Source organism: Sulfuricystis thermophila (assembly GCF_004323595.1).
GTDB classification, from domain to species: Bacteria; Pseudomonadota; Gammaproteobacteria; order Burkholderiales; family Rhodocyclaceae; genus Sulfuricystis; species Sulfuricystis thermophila.
The window spans coordinates 1,976,877-2,001,344 of record NZ_AP019373.1 but is presented as its reverse complement, the minus strand read 5'-3'; the positions used below and the strand labels follow the sequence as shown (position 1 = coordinate 2,001,344).

Here is a 24,468-nt window from a genome sequence, read left to right as displayed (position 1 = left end):
CAGAAATCAGGAAGCGACCACTTTCTGGCATTGTTCGCCCAATCCTTCGACGCCGATCCTGACGACATCGCCGGCCTTGAGGAAACGCGGCGGCTTCATGCCCAGCCCGACACCGGCCGGCGTGCCGGTGCAGATCACATCACCCGGCAAGAGCGTCATGAACTGCGAGATGTAGCTGACCAGATGTGCGACCGGGAAGATCATGTCGGCGGTGTTGCCGTCCTGGCGCCGCTCGCCATTGACTTCACACCAGACGCGCAAGCGTTGCGGATCCGGCACCTCGTCGCGCGTGACGAGCCAGGGGCCGATCGGCGCGAAGCTGTCGCAGCCCTTGCCCTTGTCCCAGCTGCCGCCGCGGTTCTTCTGGAAGTCGCGTTCGGAAACGTCGTGGAAGGTGACATAGCCGGCGACATGGGCGAGCGCCTGGCTTTCCTCGACGTAACGGGCCGTCTTGCCGATGACGACGCCGAGCTCGGCTTCCCAGTCGGTCATCGTCGAGCCGCGGGGAAGCACGATGTCATCGAAAGGGCCGTTGATCGCCGTGGTGGCCTTCATGAACAACACCGGTTCGGTCGGGATTGCGGCGCCGGTCTCTTTGGCGTGGTCGCGGTAGTTGAGACCGACGCCGACGATCTTGCTGATGCCCGTGAAAGGCACGCCCAGCCGCGGTTTGCCTTTGACGACGGGCAGCGTGGCCGGATCGATGCGGGACAGTCGCTTGAGGCCGGCGGGCGACAGTTCCTCCCAGCCGATCGTGGCGCAATGGGCGGACAGGTCGCGCAGGCGGCCGTCTCGGTCGATCAGGCCGGGTTTTTCACGGCCCTGCGGGCCGAAGCGGACGAGTTTCATGCGGGATTCTCCGGTTTCTTGGCAAAACCGCCCAACAGGGCGGCAACGGGGCGCAGGGGCTTGCGCGGGTGCCGTTCCGCCAGCGCCGACTTTGTGTCACTCGGCGGTGCGGCAGGGACTTCCTTCGGCGTGTAGGGCTGGGAAAAATCGAAGCCGTCGGCAGCGATCATTGGCTGCTGCGGCACGCGCGGCAGATGCGCGGCAGGGGCGGGCAGATGGTCGATCGGCGCCTTCGGCCCGTGGCCGGCGCGTCTGTCCTGCTTGTGCCCGCGGCCAGCGCGTTCCGGCCGTTCCTCGCGTTCGGCCGCGGGGCCAGCCGCACCGGGCTCGAAGCCCGGGACGACGACGCGTTCGATCTTGAAGCGCGTGAGCTTTTCGATTTCGGCCAGTTGCTTCATCTCCTCGGGCGCGACCAGCGAAGTCGCCTCGCCCGTCTTGCCGGCCCGGCCGGTGCGGCCGATGCGATGCACGTAATCTTCGGCGACGCGCGGCAGCTCGTAATTGATCACGTGCGGCAGGTCGTCGATGTCGAGGCCGCGTGCCGCGACGTCGGTGGCGACCAGCACGCGCGCCTGACCCGACTTGAAGGCGTCGAGCGCGCGGGTCCTCTCCTGCTGGCTCTTGTCGCCGTGGATCGCGGTGGCCTGGATGCCCTGGCGTGCGAGCCAGGTGGCGAGTCGCGCGGCGCCGAACTTGGTGCCGACGAAGACCAGCACCTGGCGCATCGCCGGGTCCTCGAGCAGATGCTTGAGCAGGTAACGTTTCCGCTCGGCGGCGACCGGATGCACGCGGTGGGTGATGGTCTCGGACACCGTGTTGCGGCGCGCGACCTCGATCAGCAGCGGGCTTTTCAACATCGCGTCGGCGAGCTTTTTGATCTCGTCCGAGAAGGTCGCCGAGAACAGCAGGCTCTGGCGCGTCGTCGGCAAGAGCGCGAGGATGCGCTTGATGTCCGGGATGAAGCCCATGTCGAGCATGCGGTCGGCTTCGTCGAGCACGAGGAATTCGACGGCGCCGAAATTCACCGTCTTCTGCTCGACGTGATCGAGCAGCCGCCCGGGCGTGGCGACGACGATCTCGCGCCCTTCCTTGAGCGCGGTGATCTGGGCCTTCATGTCTACGCCGCCGTAGATGCACACCGAGCGTAGCGGCAGATACTTGCCGTAGGTCTTGACCGATTCCTCGACCTGCATCGCCAGTTCGCGCGTCGGCGTCAGGATCAGTGCGCGCACCGGATGGCGGGCGGGGGAAGGGCTGGTGTTGGCATGGCGGGCGAGCTTGTGCAACAGCGGCAGGGTGAAGCTGGCGGTCTTGCCGGTGCCGGTCTGCGCGCCGCCCATCACGTCATGGCCGGCCAGCACGGCGGGAATCGCCTGCGCCTGGATCGGCGTCGGTTCGAGATAGCCGGCATCTTGCACGGCCCGCAAGATTTCGGGCGCCAGCCCGAGGTCGCTGAATTTCAACCCAGACTGTCCATTAGACCGGGCTGATGCGCCATGAGCATGCGAAACGTTCATTTCAGCGCCCTACACGGCGGCTATCAGGCTGCGGGCGGCATTTTCGCGCCCCCGCTCCTCGCCAATAGACACCGTTATTGGCTCGTCGCGGGGACGCAAACCTGCTCGCCCTCGCCATCGATACCCGCTCGTGTTCCAATGGACAATCTGGGTTCAAATCGGTGCTCCGGTTGGTTGTAGTCGCGCGCCAGCTCTCAGGAGACTGTGCCGGTTCAGGCAGGGCGACGATGCGGATGTGATGCGGGTCCAACCGGCGGGACCGGCGCTGATTCTACGGCAGTTCAAGAGGATCTGCGCCCTGGGGCTGTTGGGGCGTCGCTCGGTGACGCCGCGGCCGGGCTGGGCTTCGCCTTCGCGGCGGGCTCGTCGGTTTCGGGTTTGTCCTCGGCGGGCTTGCGAGCCGCGCTCGAGCCGCTCGGCACGATGGCGATGTTGTTCTCGCGCATGTAGGCATCCATGTCGCGCCAGCCGGCATAGATCGCCGCCTTGGAGGCCTTCGGGTTGAGCTTGTAGCAGTCTTCGAGCGCGCGGCCGCTGTGCCGGCAGGCGCCGCCGATCGCGCGGCCTTCGGCCTCGCGCGCCGCTTCCACCTTGGCGGGATCGGGAAAGCCGAGCTGCTCGCAGCCGGCGAGCAGCAGAGCACCCAGCAGGATGGGGGCGAGAGCGCGGAAAGATCGGACCATGCGATGCAGTTTACGGCAAAACCACCCCTGTCCTGTCGCCGGAACAGACGGTGGAAAGGCGCGGCTTCCGCCGCGTTACACTGCGCGCTTTCCTTCTTCGCTCGATTGGATACGATGAAACACAGTTTTCTCTCTCTCGCCGCTGGCGTGCTGCTGGCCATGCCCGGCCTGCTCCAGGCTGCCCCCAAGACGAAGCCCGCCGCCGCGCCGGTGGCACCGCCCCAGGAAATCGTCTTGCGCCATGCCTTGTCCGGGCCGGCGCTCGATGCCTTCGCGACGCTGGTGTTGCGTTTCAACGACGCGGAGGCGAAGCTGAAGAGCGGCGCCGGACGCATCGTGCTCGAAGACGCGCAAGGTGTCGCCGAGCGCGCGCGGCTGCCGCATCTGGCCTTGTTCGACGAGGACGATGCGCTGGCGATGTTCGGCACCCGACCGCGCTTCCGGCCGCTCCATCAGGTGATGGCCACCGGCAAGCAGGCTTTCGATGTGAAGGCTTTCTACCCGCAGGTGTTCGATGCCGTCGATGACCTCGCCGGCCGCATGCAGGCCCTGCCGATCGCGTTGTCGTTGCCGGTGCTGTTCTACAACAAGACGGCCTTCACCAAGGCGGGACTCGATCCGAATACGCCGCCGAAAACCTGGTGGGAGGTGCAGGAGGCCGCCGGCAAGCTGCGCGAAGCCGGCTGGCAGTGCCCGCTCACCAGCTCGCGTTTTGCCTGGGTGCATGTCGAGAACGTCGCCGCCCAGCATGGCGAGCCACTGGTGGTGAAGGACGGCAAGCAGGATCGGCTGGCGATCAACAACATGGTCAATGTCAAGCACATGGCGCTGTTGACGAGCTGGCAGAAGAGCCATTATTTCGTCTATTCCGGTCCGGGCCGCGAAGGCGACGAGCGTTTCGCCAAAGGCGAATGCGCGATGCTCACCGGCGAGTCCTCCCTCTATGCACTACTCAAACGGCAGCAGCCGGAATTTCCGCTCGGCGTCGCCGCGCTGCCCCATTACGACGACGTCTATGGCGCGAAGCCCAAACAGGTGCTGCCCGACGGCGCCTCGTTGTGGGTGCTGGCGGCGGACAAGAAGCCGGAGCAGCAGGTCATTGCGCGCTTCATCGCCTTCCTGATGCGTCCCGACGTGCAGCGCGACTGGGTGCGCGCCACCGGCTTTTTGCCGATGACCCCGGCCGCCATGCAGGCGCTGCGCGAATCCGGCGTCGATCCGGCGATCCTCGCCCAGGCCGATGCCCGGCTGTCGATGCCGAAGCGTGACGCGGCGCGCACCAAGAACGGCTTCGGCAAGAGCCGCATCCGCGCCATTCTCGACGAAGAGGTCGAATTCGTCTGGGGTAACCAAAAGCCGCCGAAAGCCGCGCTCGATGCGGCGGTGGCGCGTGCTCAGCCACTCTTCGCCCCGGCGGCGAAGCCGTGATCCGCTATCCGCGAATCATCGCGCATCGCTGCGGCGGGCATCTGGCGATGGAGAACTCCATTGCCGGCCTGCTGGCGGCGAAACGGGCCGGCTGCCGCGCCGTCGAGTTCGACGTGATGCTCACCCGTGATGGCGTGCCGATCCTGATGCACGACGAGACGCTCGAGCGCACCACGCACTGCAAAGGCGCGGTGGCCGCCCTGACACTGGCCGAGATCCGCGCCTGCGATCCGCGCGTGCCGACGCTCGCTGAGGCGATCGGCATGTGTGAGCGGCTCGGTCTGTGGGCGAACGTCGAGTTGAAACCCGCGGCCGGTCACGAGGAGGAGACGGGCGCGGTCGTCGGCCGCTGGCTGGCGCGCCACTGGCATGGCCAGGGCGTGATCTCCTCGTTCAGCGAAAAGTCGGCGCTGGCGGCACGGCACGAATTGCCGGAAGCGGCCTTCGCGCTCTTGTGCGATCGGCTGCCCGAGGACTGGCAGGCGCGCCTTTCGCGTCTGGGCGCCGTTGCCGTGCATCTGAATGCGGTCCATGCGGACGAGGCGACGGCACATGACCTGGCCAGCGCGGGCATTCCCTGGGCGGCGTGGACGGTGAATGATCGGGCGACGGCCGAGCGCCTGTTCACGCTGGGCGCCGCGGCGATCTTCACCGACCGGCCCGACCTGTGGTAGGCCGAGCGTTGAAACAATTGCTTGCAATCGCGCCATGACGCACTTACAACTTTCTGCGGTAATGCGCGGCGTGGGATGTCCCATGTCATCAAAGGAGAGAAATCCATGAAAACCCGCCTGCTTGCCGCCGTCGTCATCGCTTCGATCACCTTTCCCGCTTTTGCCCAGACCGCCACGCCGGGCATCGACCAGCGCCAGATGAACCAGGAGCGGCGTATCGATCAGGGCATCGCTTCCGGGCAATTGACCGCGCGCGAAGCCGCCCGCCTCGAGCGCGGCCAGGATCGCATCGATGCGATGGAGAACCGCGCCAAAGCCGACGGCGTGGTCACCGCCCGCGAGCGCGCCCGCATCCAGCATGCCCAGAACGTCGAGAGCCGCCGTATCTATCGCCAGAAGCATGACCGTCAGCATCGCTGAGCCCGTGCCTGCCGAGTCGTCGCAGCCCGCCGCCGGCGGGCTTTTTGTTGCCGGCTTCGCGTAGAATCCTGCGCTTCGTCAAGCACTTCCGGGCAAGGCCATGAAAAGCGCAGAAATCCGCGAAAAGTTCCTCAAGTTCTTCGAGTCCAAGGGCCACACCATCGTGCCGTCGTCGTCGCTGGTGCCGTTCGACGACCCGACGCTGCTGTTTACCAACGCCGGCATGAACCAGTTCAAGGATGTCTTCCTCGGTTTCGACAAGCGCCCCTACTCACGCGCCACCACCGCACAGAAGTGTGTGCGCGCCGGCGGCAAGCACAACGACCTCGAGAACGTCGGCTACACCGCGCGGCATCACACCTTCTTCGAGATGCTCGGCAACTTCAGCTTTGGCGATTACTTCAAGCGCGACGCGATCCAATACGCCTGGGAGCTGTTGACCGAGGTTTACAAACTGCCGGCCGAGAAGCTGTGGGTCACCGTCTATGCCGAGGACGACGAGGCCTATGACATCTGGACCAAGGAAGTCGGCGTGCCGGTCGAGCGCGCGGTGCGCATCGGTGACAACAAGGGTGGCCGTTATCTGTCCGACAACTTCTGGATGATGGGCGATACCGGTCCCTGCGGCCCCTGCACCGAGATCTTCTACGACCACGGCCCCGGCATTCCCGGCGGCCCGCCCGGTTCGCCGGAGGAAGACGGCGACCGCTACATCGAGATCTGGAACCTGGTCTTCATGCAGTTCAACCGCGACGAGCAGGGCGTGATGCACCCGCTGCCCAAGCCTTCGGTCGACACCGGCATGGGCCTCGAGCGCATCGCCGCGGTGCTGCAGGGCGTGCACAGCAATTACGACATCGATCTGATGCAGGCGCTGGTCAAGGCCGCGGCGCGCGAGACGGGGCAGACGAACCTCGATCAGCCCTCGTTGCGCGTCCTGGCCGATCACATCCGCGCATCGAGCTTCCTGTTGGCCGACGGCGTGATTCCCGGCAACGAGGGCCGCGGCTTCGTCCTGCGGCGCATCATCCGCCGCGCCATCCGCCATGGCTGGAAGCTCGGCGCGCGCGAGCCCTTCTTCCACCGTCTGGTGCCCGACCTGGTGGCCGAAATGGGTGCGGCCTATCCGGAACTCGCGGCAGCGCAGGCGAAGGTGATGGAGATGCTCAAGCTCGAAGAGGAGCGCTTCTTCGCCACCATCGAGCACGGCATGGCGATCGTAGAAAACCAGCTCGAGGCGATGAAACAGCAGGGCGCCAAGGTGTTCGATGGTTCGACGGCCTTCAAGCTGCATGACACCTATGGCTTCCCGCTGGATCTCACTGCCGACATCTGCCGCGAGCATGGCGTGACGGTCGATGCCGCCGCCTTCGACGCCGCGATGGCGCAGCAGAAGGAACAGGCCCGCGCGGCCGGCAAGTTCAAGATGGCCGCCCAGCTCGACTACGACGGGCCGGCGACGCACTTCCGCGGTTATGAAACGCTCGAAGCGAAAGGCAACATCATCGCGCTCTACAAGGAAGGCGTGCCGGTCAATGAGCTCGATGAGGGCGAGCAGGGCGTGGTGGTGCTCGATGAAACGCCGTTCTATGCCGAATCCGGCGGCCAGGTCGGCGATCGCGGTGTGCTCATGTCGGTGCATGGCATCTTCGCCGTCGAAGACACGCAGAAGATCCAGGCCAGCGTCTTCGGTCATCATGGCATCGTCAAGACCGGCAAGCTCACCGTCGGCAATGGCGTGACGGCGAAAGTCGATATTCAGGCGCGCGCCCGCACGATGCGCCACCATTCGGCCACGCATCTCATGCACAAGGCCTTGCGCGAGGTGCTGGGGCCCCACGTGCAGCAGAAGGGTTCCTTGGTCGACGCGGACAAGACGCGCTTCGACTTCGCGCACAACGCGCCCATGACGAGCGATGAACTCCGCAAGGTGGAAGCGCTCGTCAATGCCGAGATTCTCGCCAATGCGGCGACCGAAGCGCGCGTGATGCCCTTGGCGGAAGCGCAAATGAGCGGCGCGATGATGCTGTTCGGCGAGAAATACGGCGACGAAGTGCGCGTGCTGACGATCGGTTCGTCGAAGGAGCTTTGTGGCGGCACCCACGTTTCCCGCACCGGCGATATCGGTCTGTTCAAGATCGTCAGCGAGGGCGGGGTGGCCGCGGGCATCCGCCGTATCGAGGCGGTGTGCGGCGATGTCGCGCTCGCCTGGGTCGAGGCGCAACAGGCCACGCTCGACGAGGTCATGGCCGCTTTGAAGGCTCAGCCGCAGGAAGTGGCGCAGAAGGTGCATCAAACCATCGAGCAGTTACGCGCGACGGAAAAAGAGCTGGCGCGACTGAAAGCGAAACTGGCGACATTGCAAGGCGAGGAGCTCGCCGATCAGGCCGTCGATGTCAAGGGCATCAAGGTGCTCGCCGCGACGCTCGACGGCGCCGATGTGCCGACCTTGCGCGAGACGATGGACAAGCTCAAAGACAAGCTCAAGTCCGCCGTCATCGTGCTGGCCTCGGTTCTCGATCGCAAGGTGAGCCTGATCGCCGGTGTCACGAACGATCTCACGGCGAAGCTGAAAGCCGGTGAGCTCGTCAATGCGGTGGCGCAGCAGGTCGGCGGCAAGGGCGGCGGCCGGCCCGACATGGCGCAGGCCGGCGGCACGCAGCCGGAAAACCTGCCGGCGGCGCTGGCAAGCGTCAAGCAGTGGGTCGAAGCAAGGCTCTGAGCTCGTGAAAAATTCTGCTGCGCTTGCCATCTTGGGGGCGGCCGAAGCCAACACCGCGCAACACAGCCATCCGGTCGCGCAGCAGGCTTATTCAGTGTTTCCTTAACAGGCTGTTGAAAAACGTAGCGAGGATGGCCAGATGCAAGGCGCACGGAGCGCAGCGACCGAGACATATCAAATAGATAGGCGAGGGAGCGAGCACCGCGCAACGCCGCAGATGGCCTACCGCAGTAGTTTTTCAACGACCTGTTAGACTTGACCCGCATCAAGGAACTTTACTGCGCGGCCCCCTAAAGTGACGCCGCCACGGTTGGTGGCGACAAATCACAAGGGGGCCCATATGAGCGAAGCATTCACTACCTCGACTGCCCGGAACATCTTCTACGGCGGGACGCTGTTCTTCCTGCTGGTGTTCCTGGCGCTGACCTATCAGACCGAACAGAGTATTCCGCAGCGCGACAAGCGCGAGATGCTTACCGATCCCAAGGTCATCGCCGGCAAGAAGATCTGGGAGACCAACAACTGCATCGGCTGCCACACCCTGCTCGGCGAAGGCGCCTACTTCGCGCCCGAGCTGGGCAACGTCGTCAAACGCCTCGGCAGCGAGGAGGCGGTCAAGGCATTCATCAAGAGCCGTCCGCCCACAGGCATTCCCGGTCGGCGCAGCATGCCGCAGTTCAACTTCACGGATCAGCAGCTCGACGAGATCGCCGCGTTCCTGAAGTACGTGTCCGAGATCAACACCGCCAAGTGGCCGCCCAACATCCAGGGCTGACCGGCTAACGACCAGGAGACCGAATATGCAATACAAATCGCAAGCCGTCGCGAAGCCGTATTTCATCGCGGCCATCGCGCTGTTCGTCGCGCAGATCCTGTTCGGCCTGATCATGGGCCTGCAGTACGTCTGGGGCGACTTCCTGTTTCCTTACATCCCGTTCAACGTCGCGCGCATGGTGCATACCAACGCGCTGATCGTCTGGCTGTTGATGGGCTTCATGGGGGCGACCTACTACCTGATCCCGGAAGAGGCCGAAACCGAGCTTGCGAGCCCGAAACTCGCGCTGGCGATGTTCTGGATCTTCCTCGTCGCCGCGGGCCTCACCGTGGTCGGCTATCTCACCGTGCCCTACGTGCGGCTGGCGGCGATGACCGGCAATGACCTGTTGCCGACGATGGGCCGCGAGTTCCTCGAACAGCCGCTGATCACCAAGCTGGGCATCGTCGTCGTCGCGCTGGCCTTCCTGTTCAACGTCACGCTGACGGTGCTGAAAGGCAGGAAGACGGCGATCAACACGGTGCTACTGATCGGCCTGTGGGGTCTGGCGGTGCTGTTCCTGTTCTCGTTCGTCAACCCCCACAACGTCGTGCGCGACAAGTTCTACTGGTGGTGGGTGGTGCACCTGTGGGTGGAAGGCGTCTGGGAACTGATCCTCGGCTCGATCCTCGCCTTCGTGCTGATCAAGGTGACGGGTGTCGACCGTGAAGTGATCGAGAAGTGGCTGTACGTGATCATCACGCTGACGCTGGTCACCGGCATCCTCGGCACCGGCCACCACTACTACTGGATCGGCACGCCGGAATACTGGCAGCTGATCGGCTCGATCTTCTCGGCGCTGGAACCGATCCCGTTCTTCGCGATGACCCTGTTCGCCTTCAACATGGTCAACCGCCGTCGTCGCGAGCATCCGAACAAGGCGGCGACGCTGTGGGCGCTCGGCACCGGCGTGATGGCCTTCCTCGGCGCCGGCGTGTGGGGCTTCCTGCACACCCTGTCGCCGGTGAACTTCTACACGCACGGCACGCAGATCACCGCGGCGCATGGCCACATGGCTTTCTACGGCGCCTATGTGATGGTCAACCTGACGCTGATCAGCTATGCGATGCCGATTCTGCGCGGCCGCGCCGCCAACTCGAACAAGTCGCAAGTGGCGGAAATGTGGGGCTTCTGGCTGATGACGGTGTCGATCGTCTTCATCACGCTGTTCCTCACCGCCGCCGGCATCCTGCAAGTGTGGCTGCAGCGCGTCTCCGAGAATCCGCTGCCCTTCATGGTGGCGCAGGAGCAGGTCAGCCTGTTCTACTGGATGCGTGAGTGGTCCGGCGTGATCTTCCTGATCGGCCTCCTGGTCTATATCTGGAGCTTCTTCATCCCGGGCGAAGAGAAGGCCGCCGCCTGACGCCGTATCGCCGACCCAGCCACCCGCGGTTTGAACGCGTGGTTGCGGTCGGCATGCAAAGGCGCTTTGCCCACGTTCTCCTCCTCCTGGAAAGCCGGCACTGAAGCTTGCGCCGGCTTTCCGTTTTCCCTCTCCGTATCTCAAGACATGAATCCCCGCCACCACGGGCATGCGCTGCGTCCCTATCCACCCGGCGATCTCGCGATCTGGGTGTTCATCCTCGCCGAGCTCGCCGCCTTCTTCGCGCTGTTCGCCGCCTATGCCTTCACGCGCCTGACGCACCTCGAGCTGTTCAACGAGATGCAGAAAACGCTCGACAGCACGGCCGGCATGATCAACACGCTGTTGTTGATCACCGGCAGCTGGGGCGTGGCCCGTGCGGTGGCGGCGATCAAGGCGAATCACGTCCGCGCCAGCGCGAACTGGCTCTTGATGGCGATCATGAGCGGCGTGGGCTTCCTGATCGTCAAGTATTTCGAATACGGAGCCAAGTTCGCCGCCGGCGTCACCCTGGAAACCAATCTCTTCTACACCTTTTACATTTCGCTCACCATGTTCCACGCGCTGCATGTCGTGCTGGGCATGGTGATCCTGCTGTTCGTCTGGAACAAGACCCGCCGTGGCGGCTACTCGGCGCACGATCACCACGGGATGGAAACCGGCGCCTCCTACTGGCACATGGTCGATCTGGTCTGGATCGTGCTGTTTCCGCTCGTCTATGTGATGCGATGAATACCCATCTGCTGAACGTCCTCTGGGTGGCGCTGCTGGTCGCCACCGTGCTCACCTGGCTGATCGGCAAGACCGGCCATGCCGGCCCTCTCGCGGTGAGCGCCATCCTCGTCATCGCCGCGATCAAGGGCTGGATGATCATCCAGGACTTCATGGCCCTGCGCCGGGTGCGGCTGCTGTGGCGCGGCCTCGTGCTCGGCTGGCTGCTGGCGGTGTTGGCGGTGATCCTGATCGCCTACTGGCTGGGAGTGAGATGAGGCGAAACCCCTGCGAAACTGGCTGCGCGGGCGGTCTGCTGCGTTGCGCGGTGCTCACTCCCTCGCCTATCTCGCTGATATGTCTCGGTCGCTGCGCTCCGGGCGCCGAGCTATCATCCCGCTCGCGGCGTTTCGCAGGGGTTTCGAGGCGCAAAGCCGAATCGCGCAAGAATTGACCGCCATCAACGTGCGCCACCGGCGGTTTACGCTTCAATGGGCGCATGTTCCGCATCTCCCAGTTCATGCAGGAAATCGCTGCGCCGACACCGCTCGGCCCGCTGCGTCAGCCGCCGGGCCCGGTGGTGATCTGGAACCTGATCCGGCGCTGCAATCTCACCTGCAAGCATTGCTACTCGATTTCCGCCGACAAGGATTTCGCCGGCGAGCTGACGACCGACGAGGTGTTGCGCGTCCTCGAAGACCTCAAGGCGTTCAAGGTGCCGGCCTTGATCCTCTCCGGCGGCGAACCGCTGCTGCGCCCCGATTTCTTCACCATCGCCCAGCAGTGCAAGGCGCTCGGTTTCTTCACCGCGCTGTCCTCGAACGGCACGCTGATCGATGCGAAGATGATGGAGAAAATCGTGCCGGTCGGCTTCGATTATGTCGGCATCAGCCTCGACGGCCTCGGTGAAACGCACGATCGCTTCCGTCGCCTGGCCGGCGCGTTCGACCAATCGCTCGCGGCGATCCGTCTGTGTCGCGATGCCGGTCTCAAGATCGGCGTGCGCTTCACGCTCACCCAGGACAACTTCGCCGATCTGCCCGGCCTGCTCCAGCTCATCGAGGACGAGGGCGTCGACCGCTTCTACTTCTCGCACCTCAACTACGCTGGCCGTGGCAACAAGAACCGCAAGGACGACGCCCAGCACCGCATGACGCGACAGGCGATGGAGCTCCTGTTCGACACCTGCTGGTCCTATCAGCAGCAGGGGCTAACGAAGGAATTCACCAGCGGCAACAACGATGCCGACGGCGTCTATCTGCTCCACTGGGTGCGGCGACGGTTTCCGCAGCGCGCCGCGCACATCGAGGCAAAACTCAGGCAATGGGGTGGCAATGCTTCCGGTGTGAATGTCGCCAACATCGACAATCTGGCCAACGTACATCCGGACACCATGTGGTGGCATCACACGCTCGGCAATGTGCGCGAAAGGCCATTCGGGGAAATCTGGCAGGACGTCTCCGATCCGCTGATGAATGGGCTCAAGCAGCGTCCGCGCCCGGTCAAGGGGCGTTGTGCGACCTGCGCCTATCTTTCGATCTGCAACGGCAACACCCGCGTGCGGGCACAGCAACTGACGGGGGACCCATGGGCCGAAGACCCGGGCTGCTATCTGACCGACGAGGAAATCGCATGAACAGGCTCATCTTTGCACTCGGTATCGCGCTTACCGGTGCCGTCCTGCCAGCGCCGACTTTCGCCGCCGAAGCGCCGCAGGCGCTCTACCAGGCCCACTGCGCCGCCTGTCATGGTCCCGATCGGCTGGGGCTGACGGGCCCGGCGCTGCTGCCGGAAAGCCTCGTCCGTCTGCGCAAGGCGGAGGCCATCAAGACGATCATCGCAGGCCGCGAGGCGACGCAGATGCAGGGTTTTGCCGACAAGCTGACCAAGGAAGAAATCGCCGCGCTGGTCGATTGGATCTACACGCCGATCGTCCCGGCACCGCAATGGACGGAAGCGCAGATGCGCGCGTCGCGCATCGTCCATTTCTCCACCCTGCCGGATCAGCCCGCGGCGGCTTTCAAGGGTGCCGACATGATGAACCTGTTCATCGTCGTCGAGACCGGCGATCACCATGTGACGGTGCTCGATGGCGACCGGCTGGAACCGATCGCGCGCGTGCCGACGCGCTATGCGCTGCACGGTGGGCCGAAATTCACCCCGGACGGCCGTTACGTGTTCTTCGCCTCGCGCGACGGCTGGATCAGCAAGTTCGACCTGTGGAACCTGAAAACCGTCGTCGAAATCCGCGCCGGCCTCAATACGCGCAACGTCGCCGTCTCCGGCGACGGCAAATACGTCGCGGTGGCCAATTATCTGCCGCAAACGCTGGTGCTGCTCGACGCCAATCTGAATCTCATCAAGGTGCTCGAGGTAAAGGATCGGGCAGGCAAGGAGAGCTCGCGCGTTTCCGCCGTCTATGATGCGACGCCGCGGAAGAGCTTCGTCGCTGCGTTGAAGGACATCCCCGAAGTCTGGGAAATCAGCTACGACCCGCAGGTCGAAGACATCCCGGCCGGCGTGATCCACGATTTCAAGTATCGCGAGGGCGCCTTCATCCCCGGCTTCCTCAATCCGCGCCGCACCGTGCTCGACGAGCCGCTCGACGATTTCTTTTTCACCCAGGACTATGCGGAGCTGATGGGTGCCTCGCGCACTGCCGGCAAAGGGCAGGTGGTCAATCTCGATGCGCGCAGGAAGATCGCCGATCTCGATCTGCCCGGCATGCCGCATCTGGGTTCCGGCATCACCTTCGACTGGAACGGACGGCGCGTGATGGCCTCGCCGAATCTGAAGGAGGGCCTCATTTCGGTGATCGACATGCAGGATTGGAAAACCGTCAAAACCATTGCGACGCGCGGCCCCGGTTTTTTCATGCGCAGCCATGAGGCAACGCCTTACGCCTGGACCGACTCGATGATGGATCGCCAGGGCAAGGACACACTGCAAATCATCGACAAGCGCAGCCTCGCCCTCGTCGCCGAAGTGAAGACCGATCCCGGCAAAACGCTCGCGCACATCGAATTCGATCGCTACGGGAAATATGCCTTGGCCAGCCTGTGGGAGCGCAGGGCCGATGGCGGTGCGCTGATCGTCTTCGATGCGCAGACTTTCAGAGAGGTGAAGCGCATCCCGATGGACAAGCCGGTCGGCAAGTACAACCTCTTCAACAAGATCACCAAGTCCGAAGGCACTTCACATTGAACCCAGATTGTCCATTGGAACACGAGCGGGTAGCGCAGGCGAGGGCGAGCAGATTTGTGTTCCCGCGACGAGCCAATAACGGTGTCTATTGGCGAGGAGCGGGGGCGCGAAGATGCCGCCCGCAGCCCGCTACCCGCCGTGTAGGGCGCTGAAATGATCGTTTCGCATGCTCATCGCGCATCAGCCCGGTCTAATGGACAATCTGGGTTGAATGCGACAGGAAAATTGACCCTTGTCAAGGTAGTGAAATGATCGCAGTAGGAAGCTAGCGGCTCGGCTGTATCCAGTTTTTTTCCATCATTTTCCCGGGAGGGCAGGAAATGAAGAAGCTGAAGTATTTCGCGTTTGCAGTGTTGCCGGTCGCCGTCTCCGCCGTCTTCGGCCAGGCGCGCGCGCAGGAAGGGGCGCCGACCTTGACGCCAGAGGAGAAGGCGCAGGCGAAGAAGATCTATTTCGAGCGCTGCGCCGGCTGTCACGGCGTGTTGCGCAAGGGCGCCACCGGCAAGAATCTCGAACCGCACTGGACCAAGACCTTGAAGGATGGCACCAAGCAGGAAGGGGGCACCCTGAAGCTCGGCACCGAACGTCTGCAAAAGATCATCTCCTACGGTACCGAAGGCGGCATGGTGAACTTCGATGACATCCTGACGAAGGAAGAAATCAACCTGATGGCCCGCTACATCCAGACCACGCCGGATGTGCCGCCCGAATACAGCTTCAAGGAGACGATGGATTCGTGGAAGCTGATCGTGCCGGTCGAGCAGCGGCCGAAGAAGCAGATGAACAACTTCAATCTGAAGAACATGTTCTCGGTCACCCTGCGTGATACCGGCGAGGTGGCGCTGATCGACGGCGATACCAAGGAGATCCGCAGCATCGTCAAGACCGGCTATGCCGTGCATATCTCGCGTCTGTCGGCCTCCGGCCGCTATGTGTATGTGATCGGCCGTGACGGGCGTCTGTCGCTGATCGACCTGTGGATGGAAAAACCTGCGGTGGTCGCCGAAATCAAGGTCGGCTTCGATGCGCGCTCGGTCGATACCTCCAAGTTCAAGGGCTATGAGGACAAGTATGCCGTGGCCGGCTCTTACTGGCCGCCGCAGTATGTGATCATGGAAGGCGAGACGCTGAAGCCCTTGAAGATCGTCAGCACCCGCGGCATGACCGTCGATGGCGAATATCACCCCGAGCCGCGCGTCGCGTCGATCGTCTCGTCGCAGATCAAGCCCGAGTGGGTGATCAACGTCAAGGAAACCGGCCAGATCCTGCTGGTCGATTACAGCGACATCAAGAACCTGAAGACCACCACGATCGAATCGGCCAAGTTCCTGCACGATGGTGGCTGGGACATGACGCAGCGCTACTTCCTCGTCGCGGCCAACGCCTCGAACAAGATCGCGGCGGTCGATACCAAGGAAGGCAAGCTGGCGGCGCTGATCGACGTCAAGAAGATCCCGCACCCCGGTCGCGGCGCCAACTTCGTGCATCCGCAGTTCGGTCCGGTGTGGACCACTGGGCATCTCGGCGCCGACGTGCTGACGCTGATCGGCACGCCGCATCCGAAGTATCCGCAATACAAAGATAATGCCTGGAAGGTGGTGCAGGAAGTCAAGCACATCGGCTCCGGCAACCTGTTCGTCAAGACCCATCCGAAGTCGACGCATCTGTGGGCCGATGCACCGCAGAACCCCGAGCGGGAAATCGCCGAATCGGTCGCCGTCTATGACATCAGGGATCTGTCGAAGCCGCCGGTGGTGCTCAACGTCGCCAAGGATTCAGGTCTGCCGGAGACCAAGGCGATCCGTCGCGCCGTGCATCCGGAATACAGCGCCGATGCCTCCGAAGTGTGGATCTCGCTGTGGGGCGGCAAGACCGATCAGTCGGCGATCGTCGTCTATGACGACAAGACGCTGAAGGTCAAGAAGGTGATCACCGATCCCAAGATGATCACGCCGACCGGCAAGTTCAACGTCTACAACACGCAGCACGACATTTACTAAGTCGCAGCGAAATGGTGGCGACGGCAACTGCCGTCGCCGCCGGGCATCCAGGGGGAAGATGCATCATGGGGAATGCAAATCAGCCGCAAGAGAAGATGGGCTTCTGGCAACGCTTGAGGCGTCCATCGGCCCGCTATTCGGTCCTCGCCATCGTCTCGACTTTTTTCGTGCTGGGCATCCTGTTCTGGGGCGGTTTCAATACCGCGATGGAAGCCACCAACACGCTCGAATTCTGCATCGGCTGTCACGAGATGCGCGACACCGTGTATCAGGAATACAAGAAAACCATCCATTACGCCAACCGCACCGGTGTGCGGGCGATCTGTTCCGATTGCCATGTGCCGAAGGACTGGACGCACAAGCTGATCCGCAAGATCCAGGCGAGCGGCGAGGTGTGGGGCAAGATCACCGGCACGATCGACACGCCCGAGAAATTCGAAGCCAAGCGCCTGACGCTGGCTGAACACGAATGGGCGCGTATGAAGGCGAGCGATTCGCGCGAATGCCGTAACTGCCATACCTTCGAAGGCATGTCCTTCGACGCGCAGAAGGATCGCAGCAAGAAGCAGCACGAGATCGGCAAGAAAACCAACAAGACCTGCATCGACTGTCACAAGGGCATCGCGCACCAGAAGCCGAAAGGCATGAAGGGTGACGAAGACGACGACGTGTGACTTTAACCCAGATTGTCCATTAGACCGGGCTGATTCGCCATGAGCATGCAAAACGTTCATTTCATCGCCCTACACGGCGGCTTTCGGGCTGTGGGCGGCATCTTTGCGCCCCCGCTCCTCGCTAATAGACACCGTTATTGGCTCGTCGCGGGGACGTAAATCTGCTCGCCCTCGCCATCGAAACCCGCTCGTGTTCCAATGGACAATCTGGGTTCAATCATCCATCGACAAGGAGATAGTGCAATGTTTCCGATCCGCATCCTTTACGCCGCGCTGCTGGCCGGCACGGGGCTCGTTGTTACCGGCAGCGCTGCCGCCGCCCCCGACTGGAGCAAGGCCGCCTCGCGTACCATCACCGTGGTCTATCCCGGCGTCTCGCCGATCGAATGGATCCGCAAGGGCGTCGATCACAGCGGCGCACGCGGCATGAAGCAGGGCGAGACCTGCGTGAACTGTCATGAGAAAGAGGCCGTCGATTTCGGCCAACGCATGGCGACCGGCCAGAAGATCGAGCCCGAGCCGATCAAGGGCAAGGTGGGCAGCATTCCGGTCAAGGTCGAAGCCACCCATGACGGCACCAACATCTACCTGCGCTTTACCTGGAAGCAACCGCCCGGCGGCGGCCCGAAGATGGACCCTGACAACGATGTCAAGCTGGCCTTCATGCTCGATGCCGGCAAGGTCGAGCTGGCCCATCTCGGCGGCTGCTGGTCGAGCTGTCACAACGACGTGCGCACGATGCCGGGCGTCAAGGGCGACAAGACCAAATATGTCAAGGATGGCTCGCTGGCGAGCGGCGTCTTTTACGACCTGATCCAGTGGCAGAGCAAGAGCAACAAGGGGCGTGACGGCTATATCGCCGACAAGCGGGTGATGGAGGGTGGCAAGGGGCTCGTCGACGCGAAGGGCGAAAAGAAGGGCGATACCTGGACCGTGACCTTCACGCGCAAACTGTCACCCAACGGCGAGGGCGACATCAACCTCGAATCCGGCAAGAGCTACAACTTCGGTTTCGCGATCCATGACGACCATACGCATGGCCGTTTCCACCATGTTTCGTTCGGTTACAAGCTGGGGATCGATGCCGACGGCGATCTGAAGGTGACGAAGCAGTAACATGGCGGCGGACCGTGCCGGTCCGCCAGCGCCGAGTTTCGGCCGCTGGGAGGGAAACCTGAGAGCTTGTGAAAAAATTCGTCGCGAGCGGGCTGATGGCAAGGCGCCCGGAGCGCAGCGACCGAGACATAACATGGAGTTAGGCGAGGGAGCGAGCACCGCGCAACGCAGCCAGCAGATAGCGCAAGAATTTTTCACAAGCTCTGAATCGACGTTCCGCCTTAAGACCATGAAAAACGCATCCCTTCTCCTTCTGGCCGGGGCCCTGTCGGTCGCCGCCGACTGTTCTGCCGCCGAAGACCTGACTTTGGCCAAGCTCTCCCCGGCGACGCGCCAGGTGCTCGAAACGCGCTGCGCCCTCTGTCACGGCATCGAGGGCGAGAGCGCCAGTGCGATCTATCCGCGGCTCGCCGCGCAGCATCCGGACTATCTCGTCAAGCAGCTCGGCGATTTCCGCGATGGGCGGCGCAAGAGCGAGACGATGAACGAGATGGCCAAGGATCTCTCCGACGAGACGATCCGCGAGCTGGCCGCCTGGTTCAGCACGCGTCCGCCTGCCGTGCGGCGCATCCTTGATGCCGATCTCGCCGCGGTCGGCCGTTATGTGTTCCTGAAGGGCAACCCGTATTCCGGTGTCGCCGCCTGTGCCACCTGTCACGGCGAAAAGGGCCATGGCACCCAGCTCTTGCCGCGTCTCGCCGGCCAGCATCCGAACTATCTGGTCACGCAGCTCAAGGACTTCGGCAAGCGCGAGCGCACCAACGACAATGCGGTGATGCACTCGATCGCCAGCAAGCTGACCGAGCTGGAAATGCATGCCGTCGCCGTCTATCTCGGTGGTCAGCAATAAGAGGCTGCGATGCGCATTCCTGCCTTGCTCCTCGCACTGTGGCTGCCGGGCTGGGGGAATGCCGCTGCCGCCGATCTCTCGACGCCCGAGATGATTCGGCTGGTGCGGCAGGATTGCGGCGCCTGCCATGGCATGACGCTCAAAGGGGGCTTGGGCAAGCCGCTCACGCGCGAGGCCTTGGCCGGCCAATCAGCGGAAGCGCTCGCCGTGATCATCCTCCACGGCAAGGAAGGCACGGCGATGCCGCCCTGGAAATCGCTGCTTTCCGAAGCGCAGGCGCGCTGGATCGCCGAGCAGTTGCTCGCCGGCTTTCCCGAGGAGGCACAGCCATGAGACGCTGGTGGCTCACCCTCTGCTGCATCTTGCTGGCCGCCTGCGCGCAGACGCCCTCGACCGCCGTGCGCGGCACCGGCGATCTCGGGGTGGTCATCGAGCGCGCCAGCGGACGGGTCGTGGTGGTCGATACCACGGCCAAACGCGCGCTCGGCGCGATCGATGGGCTGGGTGATCTTTCGCACGCTTCGGTGGTGTTCTCGCGCGACGGCCGCCATGCCTACGTCTTCGGCCGCGACGGCGGTCTGACGAAAGTCGATCTGCTCGGCCAGCGCATCGTCAAGCGCGTCATCCAGGCGGGCAACAGCATCGGCGGCGCGATTTCGCAGGATGGCCGCCTCGTCGTCGCGCAGAACTACGAACCCGGCGGCATCAAGGTCTTCGATGCCGAGACGCTCGAGCTGCTCGCCGAAGTCCCGGCAGGCTCGAAGGTGGTGGGGCTGGCCGATCTGCCCGGCCAGAAATTCGCTTACGCATTGTTTGACAAAGGCGAGATCTGGGTCACCGATCTCACCGATCCGCGCCGGCCGCACACGCAGAAATTCCCGGCCGGCCGGCAGCCTTATGACGGGCTGGTGACGCCGGATGGCCGCTACTATCTCGCCGGCCTGTTCGGCGAGGATGGCGTCGCGCTGCTCGACACCTGGCGGATGGATCTGGGCGTGAAAAAGATCCTGCAGGATTACGGCAAGGGGGAGCAGAAACTGCCGGTGTTCAAGATGCCGCACCTGCGCGGTTGGGCGGTGGCCGGCGAGTATGTCTATCTGCCGGCGATCGGCCGCCACGAGGTGCTGGTCGTCGACCGGCGCGATTGGCGCGAGGTCGCGCGCATCCCGGTGAAAAGCCAGCCGGTGTTCGTCATGGCGCGTCCGGACGGCCGGCAGATCTGGGTGAATTTCGCCCATCCCGACAACGGCTGGGTGCAGGTGATCGATACACTGTCCGGCAAAGTGGTGGCCACCCTGCAGCCCGGCAAGGCGATCCTGCACATGGAATTCACGCCACGTGGTGAGCACGTGTGGCTGTCCGCCCGCGACGACCATCGGGTGATCGTCCTCGACACCCAGCATTTCGAACGCCTGGCCGAGTTGCCGGCGAAGAGCCCCTCCGGCATCTTTTTCACCAGCCGTGCGGCACGGATGGGATTTTGAGATGAACGCGCCCTCGCCCGCCCAGCAGCAGCTCGAATTTCGTCTGCTCAACGAATTCCAGCATGATTTCCCGCTCGAGCCGGCGCCGTTTTCCGCGCTCGCGCGCCGGCTCGACAGCGACGAGACGACGGTGCTCGCCACCTTGTGCCGGCTTCAGGAAAGCGGGGCGATCAGCCGCATCGGCGCGGTGTTCGCGCCGCGCAGCGTCGGCGCGAGCACGCTCGCCGCGCTGGCCGTGCCGCCCGAACGGCTCGATGCCGTCGCTGCGCTCGTCAATGCCCATCCCGGCGTGAATCACAACTACGAGCGCGAGCACCGCTTCAATCTCTGGTTCGTCGCCACTGCCGCCGACGCGTCCGCGCTCGCGCGGCTACTGACGGAAATTCAGGCCGAGACGGGGCTGAAACCCATTGCCCTGCCGCTCGTCGAGGAATACCACATCGATCTGGGCTTCGACCTGCTGCACGGCGGCAAAAAGCCGCGGCCGCCGGCGCGGCCCTGCCTGCCGGTCGAGACCTCCGCCACTGATCGCCGGCTGATCGCCGCGCTGCAGCCGGGGTTGCCGCTCGTCCCGCATCCCTTCGCCGAGCTCGCCGCTAGGGCCGGGATCACGGAGTCGGCGCTGATCGAACGGCTCGAACAATGGCTGGAGGCTGGCTGCATCAAGCGGTTCGGCGTCGTCGTGCGTCACCACGAGCTCGGCTTCCGGGCCAATGCCATGGTGGTCTTCGACGTGCCGGATGACGGGGTTGCCGAGATCGGCAGGCGTCTGGCGAGTGAGCCGGAAGTGACGCTGTGCTATCGGCGCGCGCGCCATCTGCCCGAATGGTCGGCCAATCTCTACTGCATGGTGCATGGCCGCTCGCGGGGCGAGGTCGAACAGGTGGTCGAGCGCCTGCGCGCGATCGCCGGTCATCCCGCCCAGGCCCTGTTTTCGCGGCGGCGCTTCAAGCAGTGCGGCGCGAGGTATTTCGATGCGGCCGCTGCCGGAAGCCGCTGAACTCGATGCCACCGACCGGGCGCTGATCAACGCCCTGCAAGGCGGCTTCCCCCTCTGCGACGAACCCTACCGCGCTGTGGGCGAAGCCCTGGGCCTTGCGGAAACCGAAGTCATCGAACGTCTGCGCGCGCTGCTCGAACGCAAGGCGCTCACCCGCTTCGGCCCGCTCTATCAGATCGAGAAGCTCGGCGGCGCCTTCGTGCTCGCCGCGCTCAAGGTGCCCGAAGAGCGCTTCGATGAGGTCGCCGCGATGGTGAATGCGCTGCCCGAGGTGGCGCACAATTACCGCCGCGAACATGCGTTCAACATGTGGTTCGTGCTCGCCTGCGAGACGCCGGCGGCGATCGATGCGGCGATCGCCGAAATCGAGGCGGCGACGGGATTGACGGTATATGCCTTCCCGAAGGAGCGCGAATATTTCGTGGAGCTCAAGCTCGATGCCGGATGAGATCGACCGCCGCCTGATCCTCGCCACACAGGCCGGCCTGCCGCTGGTGCCGCGTCCTTACGACGCGCTCGCCGAAAGGCTCGACATTGAGCCACAGGAGGTCAAGGCGCGTCTGGCGGCGATGCTGGCCTCGGGTGTGATCCGCCGCATCGGCGCGGTGCCGAACCACTATGCGCTCGGTTACCGCTTCAATGCCATGACGGTCTGGGACGTCGCCGATGATGTCGTCGATACGCTCGGTGAGCAAGTCGGCGCGCTTGCCTGTGTTTCCCATTGCTACCGCCGGCCGCGCCATCTGCCGGATTGGCCTTACAACCTGTTTGCCATGGTGCATGGCCGCAGCCGAGCCGAGGCCGAGGCGGGTATTGCGGCCATCGCGGCCGTGCTGGGCACGGACTGTCGCGCCCACGAGGCGCTCTACAGCAGCCGCATCCTCAAGAAGACTGGCCTGCGCCTCGCCGAATGAACGGGTGCTGCGACGGAATGTCGCAGCCGAGAGACGCGAGCCTTTCCGCATCCTGGCGGATAATTCACCCATGCAGAATCATGAAATCCAGCGTCTGACGACGATCCGCCGCCGGCTGGCGTTGCTGCGCTGGTGGCTGATCGGTGCCCTGACCCTGGCGGTGCTGGCAGGACCGATGCTGCTCGACATCGCGCTGCCGCTGCCGCCCCTCCTGTCCTTGCTGGTCCTGCTGGCGGTCTTCAATCTGGTCATCCAGGTTTGGGGCGGCGACGAGGACTTCCGTCCGCTCGATCTGGCCGGGCAGCTCGCGGTGGATCTCGTCGCGATGGGCGTGATGCTTTATCTCACCGGTGGAGCGACCAATCCGCTGATCTCGCTGCTCCTCTTGCCGGTGGCGGTGGCGGCGTTCGCGCTGCCGGCGCGCTGGGCGATCGGGCTCGCGCTGCTGGCGATCGGCATCTACTCCCTGTTGATGCTTTATTCGCTGCCCCTGCCGGTGGCCGATGTCGCCCGCGCGACTCGTCTGCACCTCACCGGCATGTGGCTGACCTTCGTCGTCTCGGTGCTGCTGCTCGCCTGGTTCGTTTCACGCATGACCCAGGCGTTGCGCGAGCGCGATCTCGAACTGGCGGCAGCGCGGGAAGAAGCGCTGCGCGATGCGCAGGTCGTCGCGCTCGGCCAGCTGGCCGCCGGTGCGGCCCACGAGCTGGGCACCCCCTTGGCGACGATGAACGTGCTCGCCGGGGAGCTCGCCGCCGATGATCGCCTGCCCGAGGATGCACGCGCCGACCTCGATCTGCTGCGCCGGCAGATCGGCATCTGCAAGGAGATCGTCGGCGGGCTGACGCAAAAGGCCGGCATCGAACGCGCCGCGCAGCTGCAGCCGGCGAACCTCTGGCTGGAAAACCTGCTCGCGCGCTGGCGCACGCTGTGGCCGAACGTGATCTGTACCCTGGAAATCACGACGGCCGGCACACCGCCGCAACTGATCCCGGAGGCGGCGATCGAGCAAGCGGTGACCAACCTGCTCAACAACGCGGCGAAGATCGCGCCGCAGTCGATCCGGCTGCTGCTCGGCTGGAACGACGAGACGCTGACCATCGCCGTCCAAGATCGCGGCCCGGGCTTCCCGCCCGAGGTGTTGCGCCGCTGCGGCGCCCAGCCGTTGCCGGCGGTGGCCGATGGCAGCGGCATCGGCCTGTGGCTGACGCGCGCCGCCGTCGAGCGGCGTGGCGGCCGGCTCCGGCTGGAAAATCGCGAAGGTGGACTGGCGACCATCGAACTTCCCTTGGGAGAAACTGCATGAGTGAATCGGTGCTGGTCATCGATGATGACGCCACTTTCAACGCCGTGCTGACGCGCGCCCTGACGCGGCGCGGTTATCAAGCAAGAAGCGCGACGGATGCCGCCGCGGCGCTTGCTGAAGCAGAGCAGTCGCCCCCCGATGCCGTGGTGCTCGATCTCAACCTCGGCAGCAGTTCCGGCCTGCAGCTGATCCGGCCGCTGCTCGAACTCGCGCCGCACTGCCGGATCGTCGTGCTGACCGGTTACGCGAGCATCGCCACGGCGGTCGAGGCCGTCAAGCTTGGCGCCGTGCAGTACTTCGCCAAGCCCGTCGAGGTCGAAGCGATCATCGCGGCATTCGCCCCGGCCGCCGGCGAACCCGCCGCGGCGGCCGAAGTGCCGAGCGATCCGCTCTCGGTCAGCCGGCTGGAGTGGGAGCACATCCAGCGCGTGCTGCATGAGCATGACGGCAACATCTCCGCCACCGCGCGGGCGCTCAAGATGCATCGGCGCACGCTGCAACGCAAGCTGGCCAAGCGCCCGACCAAGGAGTAACCAGAAGCGACGCGGAGAAGGGGTGCCGTCTCACCAGCGCCGATTTCAGAGCGTGCGAAAAAACGCTTGGCGAATCGAAAGATTTTGCTAGAATGCGCCTCTCGATTCATCGAGAGCCGACGCGGAGTGGTAGTTCAGTCGGTTAGAATACCGGCCTGTCACGCCGGGGGTCGCGGGTTCGAGTCCCGTCCACTCCGCCAACGAAC

General features: G+C 64.1%; 24 protein-coding genes and 1 tRNA gene. 22 read left to right on the top strand and 3 right to left on the bottom strand.

Translation table 11 applies throughout. The features are described 5' to 3' along the window. Window positions 1-6 precede the first annotated feature (6 nt). The 3 genes from M52SOB_RS10140 to M52SOB_RS10130 all read right to left on the bottom strand — a co-directional run bounded on the left by M52SOB_RS10140 (window position 7) and on the right by M52SOB_RS10130 (window position 3,049). A complete protein-coding gene (locus tag M52SOB_RS10140; protein WP_131111694.1) occupies window positions 7-849 on the bottom strand; it encodes a fumarylacetoacetate hydrolase family protein in 843 nt (280 codons plus the stop codon). Further along, entirely contained in the window at window positions 846-2,312 is a 1,467-nt protein-coding gene (locus M52SOB_RS10135; RefSeq protein ID WP_131111693.1) for a DEAD/DEAH box helicase, read from the bottom strand. Before M52SOB_RS10135 ends, M52SOB_RS10140 begins: the two co-directional genes overlap by 4 nt. A 335-nt stretch (window positions 2,313-2,647) precedes the next feature. Continuing rightward, window positions 2,648-3,049: a hypothetical protein gene (locus tag M52SOB_RS10130; RefSeq protein ID WP_131111692.1), complete on the bottom strand. Its 402-nt coding sequence runs from the start codon at window positions 3,047-3,049 to the stop codon at window positions 2,648-2,650. Window positions 3,050-3,163: 114 nt separating this feature from the next. Between M52SOB_RS10130 and M52SOB_RS10125 the strand changes: the two genes are divergently transcribed. From M52SOB_RS10125 to M52SOB_RS10020, 22 genes are all read left to right on the top strand, one after another. Further along, window positions 3,164-4,477: an extracellular solute-binding protein gene (locus M52SOB_RS10125; protein ID WP_172601812.1), complete on the top strand. Its 1,314-nt coding sequence runs from the start codon at window positions 3,164-3,166 to the stop codon at window positions 4,475-4,477. Next, window positions 4,474-5,151 (top strand): glycerophosphodiester phosphodiesterase family protein, encoded by a 678-nt coding sequence (locus M52SOB_RS10120; protein WP_131111690.1) that lies wholly within the window; start codon window positions 4,474-4,476, stop codon window positions 5,149-5,151. The genes M52SOB_RS10125 and M52SOB_RS10120 overlap by 4 nt, the downstream gene beginning before the upstream one ends. 105 nt (window positions 5,152-5,256) lie before the next feature. Further along, a complete protein-coding gene (locus M52SOB_RS10115; protein ID WP_131111689.1) occupies window positions 5,257-5,571 on the top strand; it encodes a hypothetical protein in 315 nt (104 codons plus the stop codon). A gap of 100 nt (window positions 5,572-5,671) precedes the next feature. Beyond that, window positions 5,672-8,293 carry an alanine--tRNA ligase gene (gene alaS / locus M52SOB_RS10110; RefSeq protein WP_131111688.1) on the top strand — a complete coding sequence of 874 codons (2,622 nt, stop codon included), beginning with the start codon at window positions 5,672-5,674 and terminating at the stop codon, window positions 8,291-8,293. 340 nt (window positions 8,294-8,633) lie between these two features. Then, window positions 8,634-9,068 carry a c-type cytochrome gene (locus M52SOB_RS10105; protein ID WP_131111687.1) on the top strand — a complete coding sequence of 145 codons (435 nt, stop codon included), beginning with the start codon at window positions 8,634-8,636 and terminating at the stop codon, window positions 9,066-9,068. A gap of 25 nt (window positions 9,069-9,093) precedes the next feature. Then, a complete protein-coding gene (locus tag M52SOB_RS10100; protein ID WP_131111686.1) occupies window positions 9,094-10,470 on the top strand; it encodes a cbb3-type cytochrome c oxidase subunit I in 1,377 nt (458 codons plus the stop codon). A gap of 147 nt (window positions 10,471-10,617) precedes the next feature. Further along, window positions 10,618-11,202, top strand: coding sequence for a cytochrome c oxidase subunit 3 (locus M52SOB_RS10095; protein WP_131111685.1), 585 nt, complete (start codon window positions 10,618-10,620; stop codon window positions 11,200-11,202). After that, entirely contained in the window at window positions 11,199-11,459 is a 261-nt protein-coding gene (locus M52SOB_RS10090; protein ID WP_131111684.1) for a cytochrome C oxidase subunit IV family protein, read from the top strand. Before M52SOB_RS10095 ends, M52SOB_RS10090 begins: the two co-directional genes overlap by 4 nt. Window positions 11,460-11,680: 221 nt before the next feature. Beyond that, complete coding sequence (gene nirJ / locus M52SOB_RS10085; RefSeq protein ID WP_131111683.1) at window positions 11,681-12,817, top strand: heme d1 biosynthesis radical SAM protein NirJ; 1,137 nt, start codon at window positions 11,681-11,683, stop codon at window positions 12,815-12,817. Continuing rightward, window positions 12,814-14,385 carry a nitrite reductase gene (locus tag M52SOB_RS10080; protein ID WP_131111682.1) on the top strand — a complete coding sequence of 524 codons (1,572 nt, stop codon included), beginning with the start codon at window positions 12,814-12,816 and terminating at the stop codon, window positions 14,383-14,385. Before nirJ ends, M52SOB_RS10080 begins: the two co-directional genes overlap by 4 nt. A gap of 320 nt (window positions 14,386-14,705) precedes the next feature. Next, window positions 14,706-16,385: a cytochrome D1 domain-containing protein gene (locus M52SOB_RS10075; RefSeq protein ID WP_131111681.1), complete on the top strand. Its 1,680-nt coding sequence runs from the start codon at window positions 14,706-14,708 to the stop codon at window positions 16,383-16,385. 65 nt (window positions 16,386-16,450) lie between these two features. After that, window positions 16,451-17,059, top strand: a complete 609-nt coding sequence (locus M52SOB_RS10070) for a NapC/NirT family cytochrome c (protein ID WP_284155070.1) — start codon at window positions 16,451-16,453, stop codon at window positions 17,057-17,059. 243 nt (window positions 17,060-17,302) lie between these two features. Further along, window positions 17,303-18,175: an ethylbenzene dehydrogenase-related protein gene (locus M52SOB_RS10065; RefSeq protein WP_131111680.1), complete on the top strand. Its 873-nt coding sequence runs from the start codon at window positions 17,303-17,305 to the stop codon at window positions 18,173-18,175. A 229-nt stretch (window positions 18,176-18,404) separates the two neighbouring features. After that, a complete protein-coding gene (locus tag M52SOB_RS10060) occupies window positions 18,405-19,025 on the top strand; it encodes a c-type cytochrome (RefSeq protein ID WP_131111679.1) in 621 nt (206 codons plus the stop codon). Window positions 19,026-19,034: 9 nt separating this feature from the next. After that, window positions 19,035-19,358, top strand: coding sequence for a c-type cytochrome (locus M52SOB_RS10055; RefSeq protein ID WP_131111678.1), 324 nt, complete (start codon window positions 19,035-19,037; stop codon window positions 19,356-19,358). Next, window positions 19,355-20,509 carry a cytochrome D1 domain-containing protein gene (locus M52SOB_RS10050; RefSeq protein ID WP_131111677.1) on the top strand — a complete coding sequence of 385 codons (1,155 nt, stop codon included), beginning with the start codon at window positions 19,355-19,357 and terminating at the stop codon, window positions 20,507-20,509. Before M52SOB_RS10055 ends, M52SOB_RS10050 begins: the two co-directional genes overlap by 4 nt. Window position 20,510: 1 nt before the next feature. After that, a complete protein-coding gene (gene ahbB / locus M52SOB_RS10045; protein ID WP_172601811.1) occupies window positions 20,511-21,509 on the top strand; it encodes a siroheme decarboxylase subunit beta in 999 nt (332 codons plus the stop codon). Then, window positions 21,484-21,957 carry an Lrp/AsnC family transcriptional regulator gene (locus tag M52SOB_RS10040; RefSeq protein WP_172601810.1) on the top strand — a complete coding sequence of 158 codons (474 nt, stop codon included), beginning with the start codon at window positions 21,484-21,486 and terminating at the stop codon, window positions 21,955-21,957. The genes ahbB (M52SOB_RS10045) and M52SOB_RS10040 overlap by 26 nt, the downstream gene beginning before the upstream one ends. Next, window positions 21,947-22,423, top strand: a complete 477-nt coding sequence (gene ahbB, locus M52SOB_RS10035; protein ID WP_131111675.1) for a siroheme decarboxylase subunit beta — start codon at window positions 21,947-21,949, stop codon at window positions 22,421-22,423. Before M52SOB_RS10040 ends, ahbB (M52SOB_RS10035) begins: the two co-directional genes overlap by 11 nt. Window positions 22,424-22,493: 70 nt before the next feature. Next, a complete protein-coding gene (locus tag M52SOB_RS10030) occupies window positions 22,494-23,729 on the top strand; it encodes an ATP-binding protein (RefSeq protein WP_131111674.1) in 1,236 nt (411 codons plus the stop codon). After that, the gene (locus tag M52SOB_RS10025; RefSeq protein ID WP_131111673.1) at window positions 23,726-24,262 is read left to right on the top strand and encodes a response regulator transcription factor; all 537 of its coding nucleotides are present in this window, start codon (window positions 23,726-23,728) and stop codon (window positions 24,260-24,262) included. Before M52SOB_RS10030 ends, M52SOB_RS10025 begins: the two co-directional genes overlap by 4 nt. 123 nt (window positions 24,263-24,385) lie before the next feature. After that, window positions 24,386-24,462, top strand: a tRNA-Asp gene (locus M52SOB_RS10020). Window positions 24,463-24,468: the final 6 nt, after the last annotated feature.